10 protein-coding genes are annotated in these 22,667 nt (G+C 63.1%); 5 read left to right on the top strand and 5 right to left on the bottom strand.

The features are described 5' to 3' along the window. Positions 1-36: 36 nt before the first annotated feature. From OH491_RS12905 to OH491_RS12885, 5 genes are all read right to left on the bottom strand, one after another. Complete coding sequence (locus OH491_RS12905; protein WP_068771164.1) at positions 37-1,191, bottom strand: MBL fold metallo-hydrolase; 1,155 nt, start codon at positions 1,189-1,191, stop codon at positions 37-39. Positions 1,192-1,532: 341 nt separating this feature from the next. After that, positions 1,533-2,102: an orotate phosphoribosyltransferase gene (gene pyrE, locus OH491_RS12900; RefSeq protein WP_068771165.1), complete on the bottom strand. Its 570-nt coding sequence runs from the start codon at positions 2,100-2,102 to the stop codon at positions 1,533-1,535. Positions 2,103-2,308: 206 nt separating this feature from the next. Next, entirely contained in the window at positions 2,309-5,503 is a 3,195-nt protein-coding gene (gene secA, locus OH491_RS12895) for a preprotein translocase subunit SecA (RefSeq protein ID WP_342751052.1), read from the bottom strand. A 241-nt stretch (positions 5,504-5,744) separates the two neighbouring features. Continuing rightward, positions 5,745-6,125, bottom strand: coding sequence for an RNA recognition motif domain-containing protein (locus OH491_RS12890; protein WP_068770899.1), 381 nt, complete (start codon positions 6,123-6,125; stop codon positions 5,745-5,747). Positions 6,126-6,358: 233 nt separating this feature from the next. Further along, entirely contained in the window at positions 6,359-6,826 is a 468-nt protein-coding gene (locus OH491_RS12885) for an acyl-CoA thioesterase (RefSeq protein WP_334319401.1), read from the bottom strand. A 226-nt stretch (positions 6,827-7,052) separates the two neighbouring features. On the opposite strand from OH491_RS12885, the gene OH491_RS12880 reads away from it, so the two are divergent. The 5 genes from OH491_RS12880 (at position 7,053) to OH491_RS12860 (ending at position 22,613) form a co-directional block, all read left to right on the top strand. Beyond that, positions 7,053-7,514, top strand: coding sequence for a tetratricopeptide repeat protein (locus OH491_RS12880; RefSeq protein ID WP_068770900.1), 462 nt, complete (start codon positions 7,053-7,055; stop codon positions 7,512-7,514). A gap of 356 nt (positions 7,515-7,870) precedes the next feature. Beyond that, positions 7,871-9,448 (top strand): sialate O-acetylesterase, encoded by a 1,578-nt coding sequence (locus OH491_RS12875; RefSeq protein WP_334319402.1) that lies wholly within the window; start codon positions 7,871-7,873, stop codon positions 9,446-9,448. Positions 9,449-9,818: 370 nt separating this feature from the next. Then, positions 9,819-11,012 carry a sialidase family protein gene (locus OH491_RS12870; protein WP_068770901.1) on the top strand — a complete coding sequence of 398 codons (1,194 nt, stop codon included), beginning with the start codon at positions 9,819-9,821 and terminating at the stop codon, positions 11,010-11,012. Positions 11,013-11,213: 201 nt separating this feature from the next. Next, on the top strand, positions 11,214-18,650 hold the full coding sequence (locus tag OH491_RS12865; protein ID WP_068770902.1) for an autotransporter-associated beta strand repeat-containing protein: 7,437 nt from the start codon (positions 11,214-11,216) through the stop codon (positions 18,648-18,650). 114 nt (positions 18,651-18,764) lie between these two features. Further along, complete coding sequence (locus OH491_RS12860; RefSeq protein ID WP_068770903.1) at positions 18,765-22,613, top strand: autotransporter outer membrane beta-barrel domain-containing protein; 3,849 nt, start codon at positions 18,765-18,767, stop codon at positions 22,611-22,613. Positions 22,614-22,667: the final 54 nt, after the last annotated feature.

The raw sequence follows: 22,667 nt of genomic DNA, 5'->3' as shown, positions 1-22,667 counted from the left end.
TAATTCGTCATTTGTAATTCGTAATTTGACCTCGGGTCACGGCGACCCGGCCCCGACACTCTCCCACCAGCGGGGAAATTCGCGCGCCCCGTCATGCAGATCCACCACCTCGCCGATGCGCGGCGTCAGCAGGATGATTTTCGAGCCGGCGGCCCGGTGCGCCGCGGAGAGTCTCCGCAACGGATCGTCCCACGCATGGTTGGAAATGGAAAACTTCGCCGAGTGCACCGGCAGCAACCGCCGCGCCTTCAAGTCGTCCGCCGCCTGCAAAACTTCCTCCGGCATCATGTGGATGTATTTCCAGTTTTTATCATACTGGCCGTTCTCCAGGATCGCCAGGTCGATGGCGCCGGACTTGTCCCCGATCCCGGCAAAATGCGCGCCGTAGCCGCTGTCCCCGCCGATGTAGAATGTGTAATCCCGCACTTTGACCAGAAACGACGCCCAGAGCGAACGGTCGCGCGAAAACGCCCGCCCGGAAAAATGCCGCGCCGTGAAACAATTCACCGTGACGCCATCGTCCGGCAGGCATTCCTCGTCCCAATCCAGCTCGATGATGCGGTCCCGGGCGAAACCCCAATATTCAAGGTGCTCGCCGGTCCCTAGCCCGCATATTATTTTCCCGACCTTGGGCTTCAGTTTCCTGACCGTTTCATAGTCCAGGTGATCCCAGTGGTCGTGCGTGATAAACAGGTAGTCGATGCCGGGCATGTCGTCCGCCGTATATATATCCGACCCGGCGAAGGCGCGGGTGGTGAATGAAACCGGCGAGGCCGCCCCGCTGAAAACCGGGTCCACCAGCATCCGCTTTCCGCCGATTTGCAGAAAATACGACGAGTGGCCGAACCAGACCAGCGCGTCTTTTTCGGCGTCGAGGCTCCTCAAGTCGCTTTTCACCGAGGGAAGCGGCGCGGGCGGGGTCCGCCTGGATTTGTCGCCAAAGAAAAACTCCCTGTAGAGCGCGAACGTGCTCACGTCCCCGGCCAGCATCGGCGTGGGCGCGATATTCTGAAAGCGTCCGTCTTTATAATGGGGCGACTGTTGTATCCTGGTCAGGCGCTCGCCGCGCGGCAGCCGTCCGAATTTCGGATGTTGCATATAGGCGAGGGCGGCGGCCATGAACGCACCGGCGAGGGCGATCCCGATGATGAGCATGCGCTTGACGAGCTTTCTTTTTTTGCCGGGTTTCACGGCGCGGATTCCAAGGCGTCGCCCCTTTCCGGCGCGGCGGCGCCAAATCGCCAATCGCAATTCGTGGTATAGTATTTTCTCTCAACCTTGGCCCAAAAGGTAGGGCGAGGCGTCCCCGCCGAGCCTCGGCTCAGCCGGAGGCTTCGCCCTACCGGCGCTGCCGCGTCACTGTTAATCGAAAATTTTATACCATTTGCGAACCGGAATGGCACTTTGGGGTAACGGCGGCTTGGAGAAACGGCCTCCGTGCCGTCCGTTTCCGGGCGGATGGACGACACGGAGGTCGTCCCTCCAGCAAAAGTGTCATTTCGATTCACAAATAGTATAATTCGCAAATTGGCTCAGCTTCCCGGTTTTTCCGCCGGCAGGGCCGCGAGTTCGGGCGGGAGCTGGTCGGCGGGGTAGGTGGGGAAACTCAGTTCGAGCAGCGCGACCGAGGGCACGCCGAACTTCGTGGCGCCCGAGCTGCGGTCCACCAGCATCGCCACGCCGGCCGCGACACCGCCGGCTTTTTTCACGATGTCGAGCGCCTCGACCACGCGGCCGCCGCGCGTGACGACGTCCTCGACCACGAGCACGCGCTCGCCGGGCGCGAGCTTGAAGCCGCGCCGCATCACGAGCGTGTTGTTATCCTTTTCGGCGAACAGGAAGCGCGACCCGGTCTGGCGCGCCACCTCCTGCCCGATGACGAGCCCGCCCATCGCCGGGGCGAGCACGGTGGTGAACGACCAGCCGTCGATTTTTGCGACCAGCAATTCCGCGAGCCGCGTGACGGCGTCCATGTGCTGGCAGACTTGCGCGCACTGGAAAAAGTGTCCGCTGTGCAGGCCGGAGCGCAGGACGAAATGCCCGCGCAACAGAGCGCGGGTGCGGGTGAAAATGTCGAGGACTTCCTGTTGTTGCGTGTCCATTCCGCGACGCTGCGCGGAGCACCGGAAAAAACAAAGCCAAAATTCGCGGAGAAATCCCAAATCACGAAATCCCAAATCCCAAAAAAATTCCAAATTTCAAACTACCAAATCCCAAACAATCACCGGCGCGGGACCGCCTCTTTGAGATTTTGGCCTTTTGATTATTGGAATTTTTTTTGGATTTGGGATTTCGTGATTTGGGATTTTTACCTGCCGTGGCAGTTCTTGAATTTTTTGCCGCTGCCGCAGGGGCAGGGGTCGTTGCGGCCCACTTTGGGCATCTCGCGGCGCACCGTCACCTTCGGGAGTTTGATCTCCTCCTCGGGGGTGTCGCTCACGGGCGCGGCGGTGGCGGCGGCGGAGCCTCCGCTGGTGATGGTGGTCTTCACCTGCGCGGTGGCCCGCCGGACGGCGGCGCCGGCGGCGTCCGCGTTGTCGGGGCCGACGGTCTTCGCGTTGCGGCTGAGGAGCGAGAGCATGTTCTCGAAGGCTTGCAGGTTGCTCGCGCTGCGGAAGAGGCCGGTGCAGATTTGCAGGCGCACGCTGTTCATCAGTTCCTCGAAATACTTGTAGGCTTCGCTCTTGTATTCGACGAGCGGATCCTTCTGGCCGTAGCTGCGCAGGCCGACGGCCTGGCGGAGGTTTTCCATCTCGGTGAGGTGCTCCTGCCAGTGCTGGTCGATGGCATTGATGATGACATAGCGTTCGAGCGAGCCGAGCGCCTCGGGCAGTTCGACCGATTCCTTCACCTCGTAGGCTTTCTTGACGCGGTCAACGACGAGTTTGATGACGGCCTCGGGGTCGTCGCCGGTGAGTTCGGAGACTTTCAGCGCGATGGGGAAGTGGGCGTTGACCCAGCCGGTGAGGCTTTCGATGGAGGCCTGCGTGGTGCCGATTTTTTCGCCGAAGCCGGCGGTGGCGACGCGGTTGGCGATCTCCTCCTCGACTTGCTCGAAGATGATGTCCTTCGGGCGGTCGGCGTGGATGGCGGCGTTGCGGATGCCGTAGATGACCTCGCGCTGCTTGTTGAGCACGTCGTCGTATTGGAGGAGGCGTTTGCGGGCGGAGTAGTTTTGCTGCTCGACTTTCTTCTGCGCGCTTTCGATGGAGCGGTTGAGCCAGGGGTGCTGGAGCTCCTCGCCTTCCTTCATCGTGCCTTCCATGAGGCGCGAGGCGAGGTTGCCCTGGAGGAAGAGGCGCATGAGGTCGTCCTCGAGCGAGAGGAAAAACTTCGTCAGGCCGGGGTCGCCCTGGCGGGAGCAGCGGCCGCGGAGCTGGCGGTCGATGCGGCGGGACTGGTGGCGCTCGGTGCCGATGACGTAGAGGCCGCCGGCTTCCTTGGTGGCGGGGGTGAGCTGGAGGCCGGCGGCGTCCTCGCTGTCGGAGTCGTAGGTTTTGACTTCGCCGGTTTTCGGCTCGGTGAGGGTGTATTGGAGGATTTTTTGTTTCGCTTTCTCGGGGTCGGGGTGGGTGGCGCCGGCGACGTTGTAGCGGACGCCTTCGCCGAGTTTGATGTCGGTGCCGCGGCCGGCCATGTTGGTGGCGATGGTGACGGCGCCGCGCTGGCCGGCGCGGGCCACGATGTCGGCTTCCTGCTGGTGGAACTTGGCGTTGAGGACGGTGTGGACGATGCCGGTGCGCTTGAGCATGCGCGAGAGGACTTCGGAGGACTCGACGGAGGCGGTGCCGACGAGGACGGGCTGGCCGCGGCGATGGGCGGCCTCGATTTCGTGGACGACGGCGTTGAATTTGTCGCGGCGGGTCTTGAAGATGGAGTCGTTCTGGTCGATGCGGATGCAGGGACGGTTGGTGGGGATGACTTGCACGCCGAGGCGGTAGATGTCGTTGAACTCGGTGGCCTCGGTTTCCGCCGTGCCGGTCATGCCGGCGAGTTTTTCATACATGCGGAAATAATTCTGGATCGTGATGGTCGCGTAGGTGCGGGTCTCGCGCTCGATGGCGACGTTTTCCTTGGCCTCGATGGCCTGGTGGAGCCCGTCGGACCAGCGGCGGCCGGGCATGACGCGGCCGGTGTTTTCGTCCACGATCATGACCTTGCCTTCCTGCACGACGTATTCGACGTCCTTTTCGTAGAGGGAGTAGGCGCGAAGGAGCTGGGAGATGGAGTGGATTTCCTCCGAGACGGTGGCGTAGTCGTCCTGGGCCTTGCGCTTGATGTCCTCGCGTTGTTCGGGGGTGAAGCGTTCGTCTTTTTCGAGTTCGCTGAACTGGGTGGCGAGGTCGGGGAGGACAAAGGCGTCGGGGTTGTCGGGGCGGAGTTTGGTGCGCCCGATTTCGGTGAGGTCGGCCTGGTGCTGGCGTTCGTCGATGACGTAGAAGAGTTGTTCCTTGAGGCGAAAGAGCTGCTCCTTCTGGAAGTCGCTGTGCATCTCGGTCTCGGTCTTGTCGAGGAGCTTGCGCCAGTCGGGGTTTTCGAGGAGGCGGAGGAGTTGCTTGTTGGTGGGGCCGCCGAGTTTGACCTGGAGCATTTTCATCGCGGCCTGCTGGCGGGTTTCGGCGTTGGAGGCGAGGCCGGGGGCGGCTTCGAGGAGGTCGCGGGCCTCGGAGACGAGGCGGTTGCAGAGGCGGATCTGCTCGTTGACGAGGCGCTCGATGCCGGGCTTGAGGCGGGTGAAGGGCTGCTCGCGCTCGATGGGGGCGGGGCCGGAAATGATGAGCGGGGTGCGGGCCTCGTCCACGAGGATGGAGTCGATTTCGTCCACGATGCAGAACCAGTGCTCGCGCTGCACCTGGTCCTCCTTGCGGGTGGCCATGCCGTTGTCGCGGAGGTAGTCGAAACCGAACTCGGAGGCGGTGCCGTAGGTGATGTCGCAGGCGTATTGGATGCGGCGGAGGTCGTTGGGCATCTGCTGCTGTATGCAGCCGACGGATACGCCGAGGAAGCCGTAGAGGTGGCCCATCCACTCGGAGTCGCGGCGGGCGAGGTAGTCGTTGACGGTGACGAGCTGGGCGTTGCGGCCGTTGAGGGAGTTGAGGTAGAGGGGGAGGGTGGAGACGAGGGTTTTGCCTTCGCCGGTGGCCATCTCGGCGATCTTGCCCTGGTGGATGGCGATGCCGCCGATGAGCTGCACGTCGAAGTGGATCATGTTCCATTCCTGCTCGTGCTCGCAAACGGTGTGCCGGTGGAGCGGATGCGCGGGGTCGGAGATGCGGCGGGCGGCGTTTTTGACCGTGGCGAAGGCTTCGGGAAGAATGGAGTCGAGGGTCTCGCCGGCTTTCACGCGGGCGCGGAACTCGTCGGTCTTGGCGCGGAGTTGTTCGTCGGCGAGCGACTGGTAGGAGGCCTCGATCTCGTTAATGCGCGCGACGATGGGGCGCGCCTTTTCGAGGAACTTGCGATAGTGACGACCGGAGAATTTCTTGAGCAGCCAGGAGATCATTGGGAAATGCGGAATGCGGAGTTCGGAATTAGTTGACCACGGAGAGCGCGGAGGGATTCGGGCGGATGCGATGTGAAAAATTGAAAAGGGCGCGAGTGTGCAGGAGGCGGGCGGGGTTTGGCAAATGGCAAAATAGGGACGCCCTCGCCTGCGGGGGAGAGCGGCCCGATCTTGAAAACAAAAAACCGGGACCATTGCGGCCCCGGTTTTTTAAAAATCAGTCCGGTCGGACTGAACTGGTTTAGTAGCTTTCGCGGCTCTCGCGATCGCCGCGATAGCCACCGCCGCCGCCGCCGCGACGGTCGCCGCCACGGAAACCTCCGCGGCCGCCACCGCCACCACCACCAAAGGAACGGCCACCGCCTTCTTCCTTCGGACGGGCTTCGTTGACGGTGAGGGCACGGCCGCCGAGATCGACGCCGTTCAATTTTTCAGCCGCGAGCTTTGCTTCCTCCGGCGTGCCCATGGTCACAAACGCGAAACCGCGGGGGCGTCCGGTCATGCGATCCATGGCGACATAAACATCGGTCACGGCACCGAACTGCTCGAAAGCGGCGCGGAGCTCTTCCTCAGTCGTTTTGAACGACATGTTGCCGACGTATAGTTTTGAATTACCTGTCATGTTCTGAGTTCGTAGAAGAAGCGCGGCTGCCAGTCCGTTCCCGACCGTCGGGTTTCGAAATCATCACTTGAACACTGCGCTCTCCTGACGACTCACCAGTTGCTGTCACCTATCGTTCTCTAACGAGTCCGCGGAGCCCATACACTTGCGGCACAAAGGCAAGGTGAATTTCGCAAGTCCTTGAAAATGCGTATGGGTATCAGAAAAACTTAACATGCAAAATAGGACTTAAACTATTGTAAGACAGTATACTTGGATAGAATTTCATCGGGAATGACCATACCTCGTCCAGTGGCGAGCGAAACCAGTGTATAGTCGCTGTGGCCGTCGCAAACGCGTTTTTTGTTGGGCAGTTTCTCCAGCTCGAATTGCACGCGCAGGCCCTGTCCGTTTTCGGCGATCCGATCCACCCACGTGCGCACGATGAAGCGATCGCCCCAGCCCAACGGACGCCGGTAGTGAATCGTCGCCGAGGCCATATACCAGCCGAGCCCGCGCGCCGAAAATTCCTGCATCGACATGCCGTAACAACGCTCCATCTGCTCAAACCGCGCCGCCAGCACATAGTCGAGATAGCGCGTGCTGTGCACATGCTGGTAAAGATCGATGTCGTCCGGGCGCACGCTCATCTCGGTCTCGAATTTCGCGAAAAGACGGACGGCCGCGGGCATGCCGGCCGCATCGACGGAGGGATTTTTCATGGCCGCGAGACTGGCAAGCCATCGCGCCCATGACGAGCACAACGTGGGCTGCGCGCGGCGCGCGCATGGATCAAGGTGCATTCAGAGAACCATGGCTTTGCCATTGTTCCGCCGCCGCGGCGAAACCCATACTGCGCCATTCTTATTCCCACGCCGCGCCCGCCGTGCGCCGCGGCAGACACCCCGGCCCGCGGGCCGCCAACCCAAAACACACCCACGCCTCATCATGCTCCCAAAACACACCGCCCGGCTCCTTCTCCTCGCCGCGCTCGCCTTTTTCTCCACCACGCTCTTCGCGCAAGACGCCAATGAGGCGCGGAAATTCCAAAGCTTCCTCGCCCGCGCCGAAAAAGGCGATGACAAGGCCCAACTCGCCGTCGCACTTCGTTACGAGCGCGGCATGGGCGTGGCAAAGGACTTCGACCAGGCGATGGCGTGGTATCTCCGCGCGGCCAGCCAAGGCAACGCGGGCGCGCAGGGCAATCTCGGCGTGCGCTGCCAAAAGACCTCGAAATACAAGGACATGGCCGAGTCCTACAAATGGCTTTCCCTGGCCGCGGCGCAGGGGCACAAAGGCTCGATCAGGCAGCTTGCCGCGCTCGAAAAGAAAATCAGCGACGCCGACCGCGCCGAGGGGAAGAAGCGCGCCGGAGCCTTCAAGCCGAAAAAGGAAGCCGCCGGCCAATAAGGCGGGCTGCTTGAAACATCAACCGCGAAGGGCGCGAAGACCGTAAAATAACAATGTAGGTTTCTCCTGCCCCGGACCGCCCAAGGGACGGCATTCATTCTATTAATTCCGTTCATTCTGTCTAAAATAAACCAACCATTTATCTCACACAAAGGCGCAAAGACACAAAGGAATGAATTATAATGGCACACTTCTCGGCGCTTTGTGCCTTCGTGCCTTTGTGTGAGATAAAAAAACGAACTAATAAAACAACCCACGCAACACGCAGAAAAATGAAAAAACAAAATCTTCTTTCCGTGTATTCCGTGTGTTCCGCGGACTATAAAAAAGAACCATGGTGCGCCCCGGAATACTTTATGAAAAAACTCTCCGTCCTTCTCCTGTCGCTGCTGGTTTTGGCCCCGGCCTTCGCGCGCGCCGCCGTGCGTTTGCCCGCGATCATTTCCGATCACATGGTCCTTCAGGCCGGCGCCGATGTTCCTGTCTGGGGTTGGGCCGAACCGGGCGAGGCGATCACGGTTGCCTTTGCCGGGCAGACCGTCTCCGCCAGGGCCGCGGCCGATGGCGCGTGGCGCGTCAAGCTGGCCCCGCTCCAGGCGGCCTCCTCCGCCCAAACCCTCACGGTGCGCGGAGCCAACAGGCTGGAGGTCGCCGATGTGCTCGTCGGCGAAGTGTGGCTCGGCTCCGGCCAGTCCAACATGGCGATGCAGATGAAGGGCCTGCACGGCCAGGTGGACAACGCCGACGCGGAAATCGCCGCCGCCGTCCACCCGCGCCTGCGCATGTTCGTGCACGACGACGAGTATGTATATAGCATATATAAACTCGACGTCCCGCCGGACAAGCCCGACACCGACCGCCCCGGACGCTGGATTGTCTGCACGCCCGGCACCGCGGCCAAATTTTCCGCCATCGGATATTATTTCGGACGCGAGATCCAGCAGGCACTTGATGTGCCGTTTGGATTTATAAACACCGCGGTCGGGGGCACGCCCATCTCGGCATGGACCAGCCTGCCCGCGCAGAAAAGCGAACCGGGGCTGAAGCCCTCCTTCGACTGGAACGCCAGACAATTGAAACCCGGCTACGATCCCGCCGCCGCGCAAAAGGAGGCCGACGAAGCCAAACGCGCATGGCTCCTCCAGCGCAAGGAGGCGCTCGACGCCGGCCGGCCCGCGCCCAAGGCCCCGCCGCCGTTCAAGAACCTGGCCGTCATGTATAAAAACGGCGGCCTGTTCAACGGCATGGTCGCCCCCGTGATCCCTTGCGCAATCCGCGGCGTCCTCTGGTATCAGGGCGAGCGCGACGCCTTGTATCAAACCGCCGGATACTACGGTCTCCAGATGGAGACGCTCATCAAGGACTGGCGCGCGCAGTGGGGCCGTGACATGTGGTTCTTGTGGGTGCAACTCCCCGAAACCCGCGCCCTCCAGAAACTCCCCAGCGAGCCCAAAGGCTGGGGCGTGCTCCTCCGCGAGCGTCAGGCGCAGGCGCTGCGCCTGTCCAGGACCGGCATGGCCGTGACGCTCGGCCTCGGCGACGAGAAAAACGGTCATCCGCAGAACAAGGCCGACTTTGCCCACCGCCTCGCGCTCATCGCGCTGCACGATGTATATGCGAGGCCGGTTAAATATTGGATGGCCCCGATGTATAAATCGGCGGCGTTCGACAAAAATCAGGTGACCGTCACCTTCGACCACGCCGACGGATTGCGGACGGCGGGCGGCGAGCTAAAAGGCTTCGCCATTGCCGGTGCCGACAAAAAATTCGTGTGGGCCGACGCCCGCATCGAGGATGGCAGGGTCATCCTTTCCTCCTCCGCCGTGAAAAAACCCGTGGCAGTGCGCTACGCCTGGGCAACCAATCCGCTCGGCAATCTCGCCAACGGCGGCGGTCTCCTCGCCGCCCCCTTCCGCACCGACGATTGGGAATAACCATCGTAGCGCAGGCATCCCTGCCTGCCGTCGCAAATAAAGGCGCGAAGCGCCGCTGACTCTCTTTTTCAAAAACAAATGCCGCGCTTCGCGCGATCAAGTATCGACGGCAGGCAGGGATGCCTGCGCTACGGGGAATGATATGCAGGCGGCAAGGCGGCGCCACTTGGGGATGCGCTCGCGTTGCGGCGCCTCACTCGATCTCCCGGGGCAAGGTGCATTGAAAGGACCATGATGTTCCCCTTGTTGCTTGCGGTTGCGGCGTTTTCCTTGGCGCTAGCTTCCCCGCACCCGTCACGCCTTTCCATTATTAGTTCCCGCCCCGCCGGTTTCCTTTCGCGGCGTTGATTATCCCTGTCCTGAATTTCCCATGAATAAATCCAAGTGCCCGTCCCTCCTCGCCCGCGGCCTGCTTGCCGCCGGCATTGTATTCGCAGCCGTCGCCGCCCATGCCGCGGCCCCGTCCTTTGAGCAAACCGATCTTTTCGAGGTCGGCCAGGAAGGTTATCTTTCCTATCGTATTCCCTGCCTCGTCGTGACACCGAAAGGCACGGTCATCGCCATCAATTCCGCCCGTCGCGCCGTGTCCGATTGGGCCAAGATCGACCTCATGATGCGTCGCAGCATCGATGGAGGAAAAACCTGGCAGGAGCGCGTCGTCATCGCCAGCGCCCCCGGCAAGGTCACGGTGGACAATCCCGTCGTGATCGTGAACCGCAAGACCGGCGGACTGCATTTCCTTTATCAAACCAACTACGCCCGCGTCTTCCACAAAACCAGCGCCGACGAAGGCGTGACTTGGAGCGAGCCCGTGGAAATTACGCCTGCGCTGGAGGAGTTCCGCACCAAATATAACTACAATTGGAATGTCATTGCCCCCGGCCCCGGCCACGCCATCCAGCTTGATAACGGCCGCCTGGTCGTTCCCGTGTGGCTTTGCAACAGCGGCACGAAGGCGCACCGCCCTTCCGTCGTCGCCACCATCTACAGCGACGACAGCGGCAAGACCTGGCACTGCGGCGAAATTCTTCCCGACACGCTGAAAAACATGAATGAAACCGCCGCCGTGCAACTCGACGACGGACGCGTCGCGCTCTATATACGCAACGAGGAGCCCGGCGCCTACTGCCATGCCGTTTCCTATTCGAAGGATGGCGCCACCGGCTGGACCAAGCCCGCGCTCCAGCCCGAGCTTTATTCGCCCATTTCCTTCGCCACCGTCACGCGCCTGAGCAGCGGCAGGGACGGCGGAAAATCCCGCCTTCTCTACGTGCATCCCTATAATCCGGACGACACCGAGGTCATCCGCGCCACCTGGGGGGCCCGTCCCCGCGCCAAGGTCACCGTGCGCCTGAGCCACGACGAAGGCAAAACCTGGCCTGTCGCCAAAACCCTCGATTCCGGTCGCGGCGGTTACGCCGACATCGCGGTCGCGCCCGACGGCACGATCTATTGTCTCTACGAGCGCGGTTTCGTGGAAGGCAACAACCTCAACACCCGCTTCCTCAGCATCGCCCGTTTCAACCTCGAATGGCTGACCGACGGGAAGGACTCGATGAAATAAAACACACCCTTGGGCTGAGGCAAGCCGGCTGGGGCCCAATTTATTAAACGGCAAGACAAGAGTTGATGTAAAATTTATATGACTATAGTAATAAGTAATTTAACCAACAGGCGTCGAGGTGGTGGGTTGACGGTTTTTTGGCGGCGTTATTTGTCCCTGATTATTACACTGGCGGGTTACCCATATGCGAATGGCCAGACAATGGTCATAACCTCCGACACCACGGTTTCCACCCGCACCGTCATCGGGGCCGCGGCTGAAGACCGCACCTACGAAATCGCCGATGGCGCGGCCTTGTCATTCGCCAACAGCGCATCCGCCGCCTTAAACGGCGCGGCATTCAGCATCGGCAACGGGCGGACGCTTCTCATCGGACCGGCAGTCTCCTCCGGCACCGTGAGGTTTGTCGGCAACAGGACATCCGGAACAGGCGGGGTGATATTCAGTACCGGCACGATTGATATTACAAACGCCCTGTTTTCCAGCAACACCACGTTCGGCCAGAACAGGCATGGCGGGGCGATCGCCACCAGCGGCAACGGGGCCGTCATCCTTTCAAATGTCAGGTTCGAGGAAAATCACGCGGGGGCTGAGGATACAAACGGCGCCTTTGGCGGGGCAATTTACATGACCGGTGCAAATGCATCCGTAAGTATCACGAATGGGGAATTTATAAATAACCGGGCGAACAGTCATGGCGGCGCCATATATGTCGCATCAGGAAGCATTTCCCTTCAGGATGTGTTGCTCAAGGGGAATTATAATATTGGAACCAAGGTCTCCGGCGCCATGCAGCTCAACGCAGCCACTGCAAAGGCGGCGCTTGCCAATGTCATTTTTGAAGGGAACCACACGGGCGTCGGCGGCAACACCGGTGCAATACGCAACGCGGGCATATTAGGCATGACTGGGGGCAGGTTTTCCAGTAACTATTCCGACTTGCATACCGGTGCCCTTGGCATCACCCACACGGGGTCCGGGAGCACAAGCCTGGCTGGCGTGCTTTTCGAAAAAAATCGAGCCCGCACCGATGGAGGCGCCGTGGGCATCACAGGCAATCCCGCCAGCAATATTATTTTTCAAAATGTCATATTCAGTAACAATTGGGCCGGTAGGGTCGGTGGGGCGGTATGGTCGAACCAGAACGACACGGCGTTCACAATCGCGATGACAGACAGCGGCGGCACCAGTAATTACAGCTATGCCGGCAATATTGCGGCCAGCGACACAACGGCTGTCACCGACGCTATGCTTGATGGAAGTGACACGGCCATGCCAATTGCCCAGGCCAAGGGCGGTGGATTTTATTATGCGACGCTGGCCAGTTCCATGGAACTCGATATTGCTGATGGTGTGGCCTTGAGCATTGGGTTGGCGACCGGAACGAACAAGGCCGTCGATTCCATCGCCAGTGCTGGCAACGGGGCCAGAATCATCAAATCCGGCTCCGGCGACCTCATTCTCAACGCCGACAATTCCTACTGGCAGGGCGGCGTCGCCGTGAACGCGGGCCGTCTCATCCTCGGCAACTCCGACGCGAAGCTCGGCGGCGCCATCACGCTGGAATCCGGCGCGGCCTTTGGCGGCGTGGGCACGCTCCAGGCCTTTGCGCAAAACGGCGCCGAGGGCATTGTGTCCCTCACCGCCAGGGCCGGTTCGATCCTCCAGGTCGGCGCCGATGGCGCGGTCGCCGGGCAATCTCTCGCCTTCTCCCGCACCGGCAGCAACGCCCTCACGCTTGAGGGCGGCGTCTCCCTTGCCTTCGACCTCTTCGGCAGCAACGGGGCTGCCGGCACCTACGACCAGATTATCGCCGACCTGCTCACCGCCGACACCGGGACCAACACGCTCAATATCACCGGCCTCGGTTCGGCCTCCTCCTACACGCTGATCAGCTCGTCGAGCTTCACCGGGGATGCCTCCAACTTCAGCCTCAACATCACCGGCACCCTCGCGGGCGGCCCGCGCACCATCGTCTCCACTTCGCTTGCCAAATCCGGCCAGGATCTTGTGCTCAATAACACGCTTTCCAATCTCGCGCTGGTGTGGACCGGTTCCGAAAGCGCGCAGTGGTCCACCGCCGCGGCCAATTGGGCCGACGTGCTCCCCGTTCCCGCCGAGACACGGTTTGCAACCGGCGATGCCGTCACCTTCGACAGCACTGCGGATACCACCAACCCGGCTCACCGCACCATCACTGTAGCCGGGGAGGGCGTGACTGTTTCCGGCATGAAGGTGGAGGGCGATGGCAGCTATACTTTCACTGGCGGTGGCATCACCATCAACGCCGCTTCCGCCGATGCGGGATTTTCGGGCACGACCGGAAAGCTCGAAAAATCCGGCACCGGCACGCTCACCTTTGATAACGCGGGAGCGAACGCTTTTGCCGGCATCACGCATAACGACGGCAGGATTGCCGTATCCGTTGCGGGGCAACTTGGCGCCCGACTGGGCGTGGTGATCTTCGGTGGCGGCACGGCCACGGCGCCGCGCATTGTCATTAATGATAATCTGACATTTCTCGGTGAAAGCGGAACCAATAATAATTCACGGCTGAACATGGCCTCCATTGCCAGTCCGGCAAACGCCGTGAATGGCGGTTTTCTTGTGGCGGAGGGCAAGACGCTGGCCTTTGAGGATATCAAGTCCACTTCCGGCGGCGGCGTGCTGTTCATCGGCAACAACAATGATTTTGAAATCATTTCCGCCACCGGCACCGGCGCGATGGAAGTGCTGTTCAAAAACAACAGCAGCCTGGCCAACGGCGGCGCCATGCAGACCGGCGCAAACAGCAAGGTGCGGCTCGACAATGCCACCTTCGAGGGCAACGCCGCCAGCGGCGCGGCGCGCGTCGGGGGCGCCATCAATAATTCGCAGGCCAGCTCGTTGCTCACCTTGAACAACGCGATCTTCACCGGCAACACGGCCACCGGCACCGGCGGCGCCATCTACAACACCGGCACGCTCATCCTCAACCTCGCCACCAGCGCGACCTATGCCGGCAATACCGCCGCTTCCGCTGCGAGCGGCGGCTTCCTTTATCAAAACGGAGCCGCCGCCCGCGCCGCCATCGACATCAGCGGCAGCCAGACTCTTGTCATCGGCTCGGCGTCCGACACCGCGAAGGACACGCTTGCCAGTTCGCACGCCACCTCGGCCATCGACAAAAACGGCGCGGGCGCGCTCGTGCTCCACGCCGACAGCAGCGCCTACACCGCCGCGTTCAACGTGAACGCCGGCTCGCTCCTCCTCGGCAACGCCGGCGCGAAGCTCGGCGGCGCCGTCACCACCGGCAGCGGCGCGCTGTTCGGCGGCGCGGGCGCCTACACCGGCGCCGTGATCGCGCAGGCCGGCTCGATTCTACAGGTCGGCGCGGACCACAGCGCGGCCGGCGATCCCGCGCTGGCCGAGCAGCTCTCCATCGAAAACCTCACGCTTCAGGGTGCGACCCTCAAGTTCGACCTCTTCGAGCAGGACGCGATTCGCACCGCCGACAAACTCACCGTCGCCACGCTCGCCGCGGTGACGGGCTCCAACATCATCGACGTGAGCCGTTTCCTTCTCGGCTCGGGCACCATTATCACGGTCAACGGCGGGGCCGCCGGCGTGGACGACCTTGAAAACCTCGCCGTCACCATCGGCGGGCGCGTGCAATCCGGCGCGCGCCAGATCATGCGCCTCTCGACTTCGGGCAACGACCTCGTCGTCACCGGCTCCTCCGACGACTCGCGCGCGCTTACCTGGACGGGCACCGGCGCTGCCGCCACCACATGGGACGACGCCAGCCGGAACTGGAGCGGCAGCAACGACGTCACCACCTTCGCCGAGGGTGACAAAGTCGTTTTCAACGACACCGATTCACTGCCCGCCACGCACGCCATCGCCATCGCCGGTTCCTCCATCACGGTCTCCGGCATGGAAGTGGACGGCGCCGCCGACTACAGCTTCACCGGCGCGGCCATCACCGCCGACGCCGCGAGCAAGATCGGCTCCGAAGCCTTCACCGCCACCGGCAAACTCGTCAAGAGCGGCGCCGGCAAACTCACCCTCGCCAACACCGGCACCAACGACTTCAAAGGCGGCATCGACCTGAACTCCGGCACGCTCGCTCTCGCCAGCGCGGGCGCCTCCGGCACTTCGCCAATCACCGTCGGCGGCGCGGCGACCCTTCAGGCCGGCATCGACGCCCTCGCGCTGGCCAACACCATCGACCTCGGCGCGAACACGCTGACCATCGACACGCAAGCCCACGCCACGACCCTCTCCGGCGCCATCGCGGGGACGACCGGCGGCCTCGCCAAGATCGGCACCGGCACGCTCACCCTCACCGCCGCCAACACCCATGCCGGCAACACCACGCTCGCCGCCGGCGTGCTCGCCCTCGGCCACAACAACGCCCTCGGCACCGGCACGCTCGTCAATGCCGGCAACGCCACCGTGCGCCTCGCCGCCGCCGACCTCGCGCTGGCCAACGCCATTGCCCTCGGCGCCTCCGCCAACACCCTCGTCCTCGACACCGCCGCGAACAGCGGCACGCTCGCCGGAGTGATCAGCGGTGACGGCGGCCTGGCCAAGATCGGCACCGGCACGCTCGCCCTCACCGGCGGCAACACCTTTGCCGGCGCGCTCGCCGTCAATGAAGGCGCGCTCGTCGCCGCGACCGCCTCCGCCCTCGGTTCCGCCAACGGCACCGTTGCGGTCGGCAGCGCCGGCACGCTCGACATCGCCACCGCCGCGTCGTCCCCGTTCTCCTTCACCCGCGCCCTCGCCGGCAACGGCATCGTCAACATCAACCTCGCCGCCACCGCCGACGCGTTCAGTTTTGCCAACAACACCAGCACCTTCACCGGCACGCTCCGGCTGAACAAAGGCACGCTGACGCTCGACGAAAACGCCGCCGCCGCGCTTTCCGGCGCCGGCGCGAACCTCGTGCTCAACGCCGATGCGGTCGCGCAAAAAAGCGGCGCCGCCTTCACCATCGCCACCCTCACCCTCGCGGGCGGACGCCTCGACATCGAGACCGTCGGCGGAGTCCCCGTCGGCAAGCTCCTCACCGTCGCCACCCTCGACCTCGGCACGGGCAGCACCAGCATCGGCGTGGATGCCTCGCAGTATTCAGGAACCCAATACAACCCCGCCGTCCCGCCCGCCCTCAACCTCCTCGACCAGGACGGCGCGGCCAACGTGAGACTCGTCGCCGCGGGCGCCGTCACCGGCTCCGGCGACGTGACGCTCACCGCGCTCGACGGCTCCGCGCTTGCCGCCGCCACCGCCAGCGTTGTTCAGACCATCGGCGGCACCGTCGCCACTGCCAGCTACAGCTATGCCGCGAGCAAGCAAACCGACGGTATCTACATGGGTTATGGTCTTTCACAGATTGATATCCATGACGGCAAAACCCTCATCCTCGACAACACCAGCGCCACGGACTCGACCCTCTCCGCCGTGCTCACCGGCTCCGGCGCGGTCGAGATCAACGCCGCCGGGGCGATCACCCTTGAGAGACAAAACACCCACACCGGCACGACCATCGTCAACACCGGCACCCTGAAGGCCGGTGTCGGCAACGCCTTTGCCGCGAGCACCTCCGTTGACGTGAAGTCCGGCGCGGCCCTCGACCTCGGCGGCCACGACCAGACCGCGCAAAACCTCACCGGGGCGGGCGCCGTCCTGCTCGGCTCCTCGACCCTCACCGCGCAAAACACCGGCACGACCGCCTTCTCCGGCGCGTTCAGCGGCGCGGGCAAACTCGTCAAGACCGGAGCCGGAAAACTTTCGCTCACCGGCTCCAGCGCCCACACCGGCGGCGTGGACCTCGCGGCCGGCACGCTCGGACTCGGACACAACGCCGCGCTCGGCACCGGCACACTTGCGGTCACCGCCGCCTCCGGATCGGGTGGCACGGGCGTCCCGCCCGTGCTTTACCTCGACGCCGACGGCCTCGCCATCGCCAACGCCATCAACCTCGGCGCCTCCGGCCTCACGCTCGACGCCGGCGCGAACAATGCCGCCCTCGCCGGAGTCATCGGCGGCGCGGGCGCGCTCACCCTCGACGGCACCGGCACCATCGGTCTCGCGGGCGCGAACACCTTCAGCGGCGGCCTCCACATCAATACCGCCCGTGTGGTCGCGGCGAACCACGCCTCCGCCATCGGCGCGGGTGCGGTCGCCATCGGCGCGACCTCCACGCTTGAGTTTCGGGACATCGTCTCCGGCAGCGTGAACAACGCTCTCACCGGCAACGCGGTGGAGATTGGCAACAGCACGCTGGCCTTTGGCGGAGCGAACGCGTTGCAGCGACTCACCCTTAGCCAAGGCGCAAACCTCACCGCCGGCGTGGCGGGCGCGCTTGGCGGCGCGACCTCCGACGTCGCCGTCAACAACGGCGGCACACTCAACCTCGGCGTCGCCAACACCGCCGCGAAAAACCTGACCGTGGCCGCCGGCGGCAAGCTCGTGTTCAACGCCATCGCGGACGGCCAGCCCATGCTGAACCTCGCGGGCGCGCTCACCCTGCAAGCCAGCTCCACCCTCGCCCTCGGCATGGTGACCTCCGGCTCCCATACGCTGGCCAGGGCGGCCTCGGGCATCACTGACAACGGTGTCGTTTATGATACCGGCCCCAACACCGGCATGGACGTGACCGCCTTTGCGATCGATGGAGACGGCAACCTCATCGTCGGCGCCGTCAACCAGGCGGCCAACCCAGGCAAGGACATTGCCGTCGCCTTCGACGCGATGACCGCGTCCATCACCGCGGTTTACTCGCGTCTCGGCGAGAGCTTCCTCAATGCCCGCACCGGGCGCCGGTCCAATGATCCTGCGAATAGTTTCTGGATAAAAGGCATCGGCACCTTTGGCGATCGCGATGGCGGCGACGGACGGATCGGTTACAAGGACGATGCCTACGGTGCAATCGCGGGCTTTGATTACGCGGTTTCCGAAAAATTCCTGATTGGCGCCTACGCGGGATTTTCTCATGTGAAAATCAGAACCGACAACCAGGCCGAGACCAATGCCGACCTGCCTTACGGCGGCGCTTACGGCGTGATGCGCTTCGGCCCGGTTTATATCGCCGGCGACATCACGATCGGGACGTTCGATGCGGATACCTCCCGCTTCGAGCAGACCGGCTACGCCACCGGCGAATACAATGCCTACACCGCCGGCGGCGGCGTTGAAATCGGCACGGTGTTGGCTGCCTGGAAAAACGGCACGATCAAGCCCGCTGTCGCCGTGCGCTACATGAGCCTCGATTATCATGAGCAGAGCGAAACCGGCCCGGGTGCGATTCTGGTGGATAACTTCAAAACCGAGCGTTGGGAAGGCCTCGCGAGCGTGCAAGTCTCCCAGGGGTTTGCCACGCCGTGGAAACTGCCCGGCGTGTTCGACCTCCTGCTCGGCTGGCGCGCCGCGCTGAAGGACGAGCAAAATCATCTCGCCGCCGCCTTTGCCGCCAGCCCCGCGGATACCTTCACGCTCATCGGCGACAACTACGACCGCGGCGCTTTTATGGCCGGCCTCGGTGTGCGTTTTGCCATCACCCGCAATTCCCTGTTCTCGGCCGGCTATGATTACGAAACCGGCAGTGATTATAATCGCCATTCGGTCAACGCCGTCATCCGCCTCGCTTGGTGAAAACAAAACCGAACCAATACAATAGCCGCGGAGAAGCACAAAAGCACAGGGAAAACACCATCCCGTTTTGTGCCTCTTGCGCCTCTTTGCGGCCATTAAAACCGAACCCATTTTATGATTAAGTTTATTATCAAATCCGCCCCTGTTTTCCTTCTTGCCGTTCCCGCCGCGCCCGCCGCCGAAATCGCCAGCCCGGTGACCACCAGCGCCACCGTCACGCTCGCGCACAACGAGACCATCACGACCCGTGAAATAAAAGTGGCGGACGGGGCGACCCTCACCATCCTCCGCACCGGCTCCGGCGGCTCGCTGTTTCCGTCGCTCGGCACGGGCACGCTGGCCATCGGGCCGGTCTCCGAGGGCGGCACCGGGCGGGTCGTGTTCAAGGACATTTACAGGAACTCCGCCGGCGGGAGCATCCTCGGCATCACGACCGACGCCACCGTGCTCGTCACCGGCGCGGATTTTATTGGCAACAGCGGTGGCGCCGGCACGGCCGGTGTGTCCGGCGTTTTTCAAATCAACGCGGGCGACGCCGCCATCACGATGCGCGACGTGCTGTTCGAGGATAATTTCAGTTACGGCAACACCGGCGTGTCCCGTGTGCAAAACGGCACGGTTCTCATATCAGGCGGCACGTTTCTCGGCAATTACGCCCTCAACGCGCAAATCGGCGTCTTCGGCATCCAGGCTGCGACCGGACGGCTCACGCTGGACAACGTCCTCTTCGAGGCCAACCGCGCCAAGACCACCTCCGGCGTGCTCGATATCGGCGCCTTCGCTTACAGCGCCACGTTCACCAACGTCGTTTTCAAGGACAACTGGGCCGGCACCCTCGGCGGCGCCATCCGCGCCGGCCACATCGGCGGCGAACTGGTTTTCAAAATGACCGCCGCCGGCGGCACCGCCTCTCGATGGTCCGGCAACCGCGCTGGATTGGACGGCGTCACCACCGCCGCCGTCACCGCCAACACCGCGCCCGTCGCCAGGGCGGAGGCTGGTGGATTTTATTACGCGGCCGGCGGCGGCGGCGCGCGCTTCGACATCGACGCAGGCGTCTCCCTCGCCATCGGCGACCCCGCTGCCTCCGACAAAAATTCCGATTCCTTCGCCAGTGCCGCGACCGCCGGCGGCACCGCCGCGAAAATTATAAAAACCGGCGGCGGCGACCTGATCCTCAACGCCGACAATTCCTACTGGCGCGGCTCGACCGAGGTTTCCGGCGGCCGCCTGCTTCTCGGCAATGACGGCGCCCTGCTGGGGAGTTCGACCATCACGGTCGCCACGGCCGCCGCTTTCGGCGGGCTTGGGAAAGCCGCCAATGCCGACGCCGCTGGCGCCGCCAATGTCATGGTTTCCAACGGCGCCGCGCTCCAGGTCGGCGTTTCCGACGCCGAAGCCGGCACCTTCTCCATCGACGGGCGCCTCGCGCTGGACAACGCGACCATTTCATATGTCGCCTCCGCCTCCGGCACCTCATCGAGGTTCGACCACAACGGCGTTATAATCGAGACCGGCGGCACCAACATTCTCAACATGCAGGCTTTCGCCAGCGGCACCTATAATCTGGGGGCCATCACCCTGTATAATACGCTCATCGCAAACGGCGCGGACACGCTCCGGTTTGCCGCCAATGGCGACATCACGATTTCCGACGACGCGCGCCAGGGCGCGAAGTTAATATCCGACGCCTCGGATTTTCTCGTGAGCGTCTGGACCAGCCAGGCCAGCAGGATGAAATGGACCGGCCCGGCGACCGGCGGCGCGTGGAATAATTCCGACAACAACTGGCAGGGGGTGAATGATCCCGGCGTGGTGAAATTCGCCTCGGGAGACCTGGTCGAATTTCAGGCCGACGCGGCGGCCAGGTCGATTGACCTCGCCTCGCCTGTTTTTGTCACCGGCATGCTGGTCGATGGTGACTCCTCCATCGCCTTTACCGGCGCGGGCGGCATCACGGCGTCCAAATACACATCCGGGGACGCCGAGGCGGATGTGGTGGCCTCCGGCTCCGGGCAGCTTGTCAAGCGGGGCTCCGGCGCGCTCGTGTTCAACAACGGGGCCAATGTATTCAACGGCGGCGTGTATATTCACGGCGGCGCCATTGAGATCCAGCGCGGCGACCAGTTGCAGACCGGGGCGGCGGCCGTCATGTTCAGGGAGACGGGGACCTTGCGTGTCAGCGGCAGCACGCAGATCACGAACAATATAATAATTGACCCGGGCAAAAGCGCGGTGCTTGCCGCCGGCGGCGGCGTTGTCACCCTTTCGGGCTCCGTCTCCGGCCCGGGCACGCTCGTGAAGGACGGCGCCCACGCTCTCATCCTGCAAACGGCGAACACGCACGGCGCGACGGAGCTTCGCGGCGGCTCGCTGCTCGTGCGCCACGACCAGTCGCTCGGCACCGGCGCGCTCGGCGTGACCGGCACGAGCACGCTGCTGGGAATTTCGGCGGGGAACACCATTGGAAACAATATAAACCTCAACGGCAACACGCTCCGCGTTTATAATGCGACGTCCGGCGGAAATCCCCCCGGGGCCGTCCTGTCCGGAGCGATCGCCGGCGGTTCGCTGGCGGTCTTCGGCATTGACGGTCCCGACACGGGCCCGCTGCTCGTTGCCGGCGCCAATTCGCTCAGCGCCTTTCGCGTCATGCAGCACGCGAAGGCGACCGCCGGCCATCCGGGCGCGCTGGGTGGCGCGACATCCGCGGTTTCCGTCGAGGGCGGCGGCAGTCTCACCATCGGCCAGCCCAACACCCTGGCGCAATCCATGCGGGTCTATGACGGCGGCAAAATCAGTTTCCGCAACGCCACCGCTAGCGTCCCGCTATTGAAGCTCTCCGGCGATCTCACGTTCGATGAGGGCTCCATTGTCGATCTCGGCGCCGCGCCTTCGGGCTCCATCTGGCTGGTTGACGCCGCGTCCGTGACCAGCAACGCCTTCTTCGAGGCCGGTGATGCCGAGATAAGCGTCACCACCGACAACGGCGACCTGCGCGTCACGAAGGTCAATCCCGCCACCCACGCCGGCAAGGACGTGGCCGCCGCCTTCGATGCGATGACCGCCACGACGGGCGCGGTGTATTCGCGCCTCGGCGAGAGTTTCCTCATGCCGATTATGGGCCGCCGGCCCGGCGATCCCGGGCGCAATTTCTGGATCAAGGGTGTCGGCAGCTTTTCCGATTACGACAGCGCCCCCGGCCGGGTTGGCTTCGCCGGTCACACTTATGGCGGCATGGCCGGCTATGACAAATTAATCTCAAGCCGGCTGGTTGTCGGCGGTTATATTGGCTATAATTATAATTCGATAAAGACCGATAATCATGCCGAAACCGAGGCCGAGATGCCCTATGCGGGTGTTTACGGCGCGGTGAAGTTCGGGCAGCTCTATTTTGCCGCCGACCTCATGGCCGGATCAATCGACGCCGACACATCCCGCTTTGAGCAGACCGGCTATGCGAAGGGAAATTATAATGCGGGCGTTCTCGGCGGCGGCGCGGAGATCGGTTTCGTGATCAACCCGTGGAAAAACGGCGCGATCAAACCCGCCTTCTCTGTGACTTACATGGGCCTCGATTATAAGGACCAGGGCGAGAACGGTCCGGGCGCGGTGCTGGTTGACGATTTTAGCGCGGATCGCTGGGACAGTTTCATGAGCGTGCGGGTTTCCCAGGGCTTCACGCTGGGGCGAAACCTGCCCGCCGTGATTGATTTTCTCTTTGGCTGGCGCGCCGTGCTGCAGGCCGATCCCGCCGTCATCACCGCGCAGCTTTCCAATAATCTCGGTGACAAAGTCCGCATCGGCTCCACCGGGGAATACAGGCAGGCCGGCTGCGTGGCGGGTCTGGGCCTGCGCTTCGTGTTGGGCGCCAGGTCCACCCTCGCCTTTGCCTACGATTACGAGAACGGCCAGGACCACGACCGCCACTCGGCAAACGCCAGCATCCGTTGGAACTGGTAGGCTGCCGCACAGCCGCCGCGGGGCGGCATTAATAAAAACAGAAACCCGACCTCC

The sequence above is a fragment of the Termitidicoccus mucosus genome (assembly GCF_038725785.1).
GTDB classification, from domain to species: domain Bacteria; phylum Verrucomicrobiota; class Verrucomicrobiia; order Opitutales; family Opitutaceae; genus Termitidicoccus; species Termitidicoccus mucosus.
Note: the sequence above shows the minus strand (reverse complement) of the source record. Positions and strands in the feature narration are given on the sequence as shown.

What these genes read in the sequence shown, in the direction of transcription:
- pyrE (WP_068771165.1), bottom strand. Translation starts at nt 2,102, where the DNA reads ATGGACACGCAACAACAGGAAGTCCTCGACATTTTCACCCGCACCCGC.
- secA (WP_342751052.1), bottom strand. Translation starts at nt 5,503, where the DNA reads ATGATCTCCTGGCTGCTCAAGAAATTCTCCGGTCGTCACTATCGCAAG.
- OH491_RS12890 (WP_068770899.1), bottom strand. Translation starts at nt 6,125, where the DNA reads ATGACAGGTAATTCAAAACTATACGTCGGCAACATGTCGTTCAAAACG.
- OH491_RS12885 (WP_334319401.1), bottom strand. Translation starts at nt 6,826, where the DNA reads ATGAAAAATCCCTCCGTCGATGCGGCCGGCATGCCCGCGGCCGTCCGT.
- OH491_RS12880 (WP_068770900.1), top strand. Translation starts at nt 7,053, where the DNA reads ATGCTCCCAAAACACACCGCCCGGCTCCTTCTCCTCGCCGCGCTCGCC.
- OH491_RS12875 (WP_334319402.1), top strand. Translation starts at nt 7,871, where the DNA reads ATGAAAAAACTCTCCGTCCTTCTCCTGTCGCTGCTGGTTTTGGCCCCG.
- OH491_RS12870 (WP_068770901.1), top strand. Translation starts at nt 9,819, where the DNA reads ATGAATAAATCCAAGTGCCCGTCCCTCCTCGCCCGCGGCCTGCTTGCC.
- OH491_RS12865 (WP_068770902.1), top strand. Translation starts at nt 11,214, where the DNA reads ATGGTCATAACCTCCGACACCACGGTTTCCACCCGCACCGTCATCGGG.
- OH491_RS12860 (WP_068770903.1), top strand. Translation starts at nt 18,765, where the DNA reads ATGATTAAGTTTATTATCAAATCCGCCCCTGTTTTCCTTCTTGCCGTT.